The 5,076-nt window shown below is 40.3% G+C and carries 5 protein-coding genes; 2 read left to right on the top strand and 3 right to left on the bottom strand.

All coding sequences use genetic code 11. The features are described from left to right. Positions 1-1,097: DUF3370 domain-containing protein (locus LC605_RS30850; protein WP_229551217.1), on the top strand; the 1,097-nt coding region annotated here is incomplete at its 5' end. Positions 1,098-1,193: 96 nt separating this feature from the next. Here the strand turns inward: LC605_RS30850 and LC605_RS30845 are convergent. Continuing rightward, positions 1,194-2,531, bottom strand: coding sequence for a hypothetical protein (locus LC605_RS30845; RefSeq protein ID WP_229551216.1), 1,338 nt, complete (start codon positions 2,529-2,531; stop codon positions 1,194-1,196). Between the two features lie 139 nt (positions 2,532-2,670). On the opposite strand from LC605_RS30845, the gene LC605_RS30840 reads away from it, so the two are divergent. After that, positions 2,671-3,243, top strand: coding sequence for a Uma2 family endonuclease (locus tag LC605_RS30840; protein ID WP_229551215.1), 573 nt, complete (start codon positions 2,671-2,673; stop codon positions 3,241-3,243). 184 nt (positions 3,244-3,427) lie between these two features. Here LC605_RS30840 and LC605_RS30835 read toward each other — a convergent pair whose 3' ends face one another. Continuing rightward, positions 3,428-3,745, bottom strand: coding sequence for a hypothetical protein (locus tag LC605_RS30835; RefSeq protein WP_229551214.1), 318 nt, complete (start codon positions 3,743-3,745; stop codon positions 3,428-3,430). A 576-nt stretch (positions 3,746-4,321) separates the two neighbouring features. Continuing rightward, positions 4,322-4,573 (bottom strand): hypothetical protein, encoded by a 252-nt coding sequence (locus LC605_RS30830; RefSeq protein ID WP_229551213.1) that lies wholly within the window; start codon positions 4,571-4,573, stop codon positions 4,322-4,324. Positions 4,574-5,076: the final 503 nt, after the last annotated feature.

Raw genomic sequence — 5,076 nt, 5'->3', positions numbered from 1 at the left:
AACCAGCAGAGAATTTGCGCTCGCTCTATCTAGGGATAATTTTACATAACCCCGGTTCAGAATCGGTGAAGGTGAATATTTGGCAAGGGGCAAGTTATTTGAGTCAACCGGATGCACCATTTATTCAGTTACCATCTTTTAGTCAAAATCTTTTAGGTAAAGTTTTTGCTGGCCCAGGCGATCGCGTCATGTCTGATGTGCTTAGGGGAGTGCGACAAGAGATTTTCCCAGCCCAAATTGAGATTCCACCAAAGAAAAGTCGGATGTTACTAAATTTGCCAATTCCTGTGGAGGGATTGACACCACCCCTCAATGGTCGGTCTACATTGATCCGACTGCAAAGTAATGGCACTGTCTATGCTGCTAGTCTCGCCATGTTTGCGCGGGTGAATCCTGATGGTAGTGAGCGATGGCCTACTTTAGAAGAATGGCAGAATTTACTAGATAATGGCGATTTGGCTGGCCCACGTGATCAAGCGCCCACTCCCTTAGAGGAAACTGGGAAACCAAGAATTTATGGGCGTGTGGCTGGAGTGGCTGGTGGTTCACGATGGAGAGCCTTATTAGTAGATAATCCTAAAGCCAGATATCTGACTATTCCTGTGCCTGGTCAAGTGTTTTCTTACGGTCTGAGTACCCTAGATGGCGGTACATTAGGAACTGGTCAAATTCAAAGTGCTGCTATGCTGGTGCGCTATCCTGACACCGCATATCGCGCTCATGGTAACTATGGAATTCAATATAGTCTTAAGTTGCCGCTATACAACAATACTCAAAGTCCTCAAACTGTTAGTGTGTCGATACAAACGCCACTCAAGGAGGATCAATTAGTCAAACCGGGGTTACGCTTTCTTAGTACACCAGCCCCTCAAGTATTCTTTCGGGGGACAGTGCGGGTACGTTACAAAGATGAGCAAAATCAGCCACAAACTGAGTTTGTGCATTTAGTGCAAAACAGAGGTCAAGCAGGAGAACCATTAGTTTTATTAAAGATGAAAGCAGGCGATCGCTCTTTAGTAGAAATAGACTTTCTCTATCCGCCGGATGCTACACCACCGCAAGTATTAACAGTTTCAACTCAGGCTGAACCTGGGTAATGAATGATGGGTATCGCGCAATACGCTTGGGTTAAAGCTAAAAGCCAAAGAACTAAAGTTCAAAGCGGGTGACGAAGCCAACAGATACAATAGAGTTCAGTTAAGCCGTTGAAAACCCTTTGCTAGCTTTTGTTGTCCCTTAGCCTTCGGCTTAGATTTGTTAACTTCTCCTAAAGCTTCCTGAAATAAGTTATGCAAATGTATGGGTACACTGGCAATGTCTGGTAACTCTGGCTCAATAGGTTTGTGGAATTCTTGCAAAAGTGAATTCAAGTCATTTTCAAGGCTAAACTCTGGACGTTGCAAAAACACTTTTAACACATTTTCTAATTGAGTTGGATACTGTTGCCCTAATCGATGCCAGATAAAAGCATTAATACTTTTATCTTCGAGGTAGTAACGAACTAGTTTTTCCGCCCCTTGGACACTTTGCCAGTCCTCTGCTGATAAAATTGCTTGTACTTTACTATATGTTGGTAAAAACATTTGTCCCCAACGGGGATGAGAAAGGGCTGTTACCTGTTCTGCTTTCTTGAGATCAGCAGGTAAATCAACCTTTGGCATAACCATTTTACTATTGCCGCTTTTGCTGTTAAACATCTGAGAAACGACATTGGAATCAGCACCAAATTCTTGTGCTGCTGCTTTGATTTCATCGTCTCCAATGCCAGCCGCTTCTGCCACTTCAGCCAGAGATTTAGAAGTATCAATTCCTGCGGCTGCCAAGGTTTTTTCAGTAATTAGTTCTTGAAATTCCGCTATTTTTTTATTAAGATGGTATCCAGATAGTGTGATTTCATCAGTGCCAAAAAAGTCTACAAACTGCTGATGATATTGTTCTACTGACTGCCAAGCTTCTTCTAGCAAGTCGGGAGCATCGCTGTAAAGATTACTTTTATAGTTTTCTTTAAAATTTCCAATTGCGACAGCAAGTTTTGGTTTACCTAATTTACCCATTATTGTGTAGGGGCCAGAAAACGTCCAGTAGCTATCGGTGACAGGAGAAATGCGAGTGAGCAAGATTTCTCCGACTTTCAACCGAGATATTACTTGTAATGTTTGAGTATTGTTGGGCTTGACGATGTAGCGCTTATCTGTCAACCAGTTTGTCAATTCAGAGCCATCAGGTAGAATATTAGTTATGGCAAATAAGCCAATAAAACTATGATGCCAACTATTTATCAGGTTGCGATCGCTCTCTTCTAAATCTGGATTGCTTTCGATAAACAACTCTAATGGAGACTTATCACCAACTTTCCCATCTGTCAGAAAGCTATCGATAATTAAATCCTGCTGTGTACTATCCCCACTTCCACGGCGCGACTGTTCTGCTGCATAAGTTTCCAGTGCTTTTGCTAGTTCGCCTTCAGCATCAAGGACAAAATCAACTAAGGCTTGTTTTAATTGGTGCGATCGTTCTAATATGACATCCACAAGTTAATCTCTCGGTGCAACAAATGTAGATTATAGCGTTTGAGAGAATTGCAGCATCTAGCAATAGCTAGATTTATGCGGATTTAGCCGTAAAGCTTCTCTTAAAATAGATACAAGGCATCACACAAGGTCATTACAGATGGTCGCAATTCCCAATTCTAACTATATTTCTCCAGAAGACTATCTCAAAGGAGAAGAAACTAGTCCTACCAAGCATGAATATAGACAGGGACAGGTTTATGCAATGGCAGGGGCAAGTAATACCCATGTGATTATTTCTCTTAATATTGCTTCAATGTTGAGAAATCATTTGCGCGGGAGTGGTTGTCAGGCTTATATCTCAGACACCAAAGCACATATTGAGTCGATTAACATCTATTACTATCCCGATATTATGGTAAGTTGTGACCAAAGAGATAGAGCTTTTAACAACTTTCTGCGTTACCCTTGCTTAATTGTAGAAGTGCTATCTCCGACAACAGAAGCCTTTGACCGAGGTGATAAATTTGCTGACTACCGACAGATGGAGTCACTTCAGGAATATGTGCTTGTGAGTCAAACTCGGTTAAGTGTTGAGTGCTTTCGCCGTAACCCAGAAAAACAATGGGTACTTTATCCATATAAACAAGAAGATATCATTCATCTGGCAAGTATAGATTTTCGGTGTGCTGTTGCAGATTTATATGAGGATGTTACTTTTGCATCGCCGTAATTGATTGATTGCAATTGAAGGGTTTTGGATAAACTACGTTTTAACAATTTAAAATCCAAAAAGTTGATGTTGGGTTTCATTTCCCTACGGGACGCTGCGCGAACGTTCAACCCAACCCAATACGCTTGGGTTAAGGATTTTCTGGAGAACCATAGGCCTGTAGAGACGTTGCATTGCAACGTCTCTACACTGTCCACTGGACAAGGGTTTTAGTCTTAAATGAACCGTATTGTATTTTATACAACTTTGCATCAATATCTCCACGTTCAATTAGTGTATCTAATATCTCTCTTTGGTTAAAATAATTTTTCGCTTTTTCTTTTCCTAAGAATCCCCATGTTACCGAATGAGTATAGATACTTGAATAAAATTTTGATATGTCAACACGAATTTCTATCAACTTGCTAAATGAGGTTTCAATAAGTTGATTTCTGAAATCAGCTACTGTTTTGCTCTTAGTATGTACAGAACGTTTTTTAATATCTTTTTCAGGAACAGGCAAACTTTTTGAGTACTCAGATAATCTAAAAACATTTTCAAATAATACCCAGTTGTTTGTTATTATCTCAGATAAGGCAATGAAATGCTTAGGGTTAGGAATACGTATAAATCGTCTTGATAACTTTCCTTTTGAAATAGAAAATTCAGTAGATTTTGAGGAATTAAATCTATTGATAAAATGAGTTGCGTTTTCTTTTTTTAAAGTTGTTATTACTTTCTCCTGTTTGTTGTATCAATATGAAATTTTGGCTTGATGTTGTTCCATTCTGCTCAAAAAGCATAGCCCAAGATTAAATAATACTATTTACATTGTTTGCAAGTGTTGATGTATTAAAAGGTGGTGGCAACTCTTTCGGGAAGTAGCCTCGCTCTATTAAATCTTTTAGTTGCATTTAGATGTATTTTGGTTCTAGAGTCCGAATTTAAGCATTATCGGCTAACTAGCATTTTTTATGTTAAATGTGGGTAGCCTTATGCATAGGATTCCCTAAATTGGCGTGAAACTAACTGCGGCAATAAAGGGACTGAATCACAGTTTTGATTTGCTCTTCTTTAAATGCTGTTTATCTCAATGGCATCATTCCTCTCCTTGCAACAAGCGTTCTCGATGCTCATCTCCTTCCCGTCGAGTCCGCGAAACCCATTCAGCCGCATCTTCACCCAATAGCGGATAGGATGCTATACCCTTTAAATCGCTCCACTTGCGTTTTGGTTGCGCTTGAGTGATATGTTTCTTCACACGCTCCAGCAAATGCCCTATCACCGTCAATTGCTCCTCTGGAGTTAATTGCTCAATGTCGCTTAAAATTTTTTCAAGTGACGGACTCATCAAGCTAACCCTTATCAACTGCTGTAAATTTTAACGCGAGTTCGACGGAACTAAAAAATGGCAGTTAGTAATTACACTATGTGACAACGCAGGGTGCGGAACGTGGGTTTAAACACTTTGTGATTGCTTCACTTCGTTGCCATCGCAAATATAAAAAAGCTAGCTATCTGTCAATACGCTTGGGTTAAGCGTCGATCCCCCCAACCCCCCTTAAAACAGTTATCAGTTATCAAGTATCCGCATTATCAGTCTTGGCAACCTATGGTGGGGGATAAAGAAGCGCCACCAACGCCTGACACCTGTACGGCGTAGGCAAAAACTTGCGAGATAAATAGATTACTGATAACTGTTAACTGATAACTGTTAAAAAGGGGGACTAAGGGGGATCTCCAATTGATGTTGCACCTTAACTGAACGGTATTGAGCTATAGCCAAGCAATCAGAAATTTGATCTCAGAAGCTAAATGCTTAATCAAGTCGGCTCATTTGAACCGACTTGATTT

Origin of the sequence: Nostoc sp. CHAB 5836, from assembly GCF_020829445.1 — a bacterium.
Taxonomy (GTDB): domain Bacteria; phylum Cyanobacteriota; class Cyanobacteriia; order Cyanobacteriales; family Nostocaceae; genus Nostoc.
Note: the sequence above shows the minus strand (reverse complement) of the source record. Positions and strands in the feature narration are given on the sequence as shown.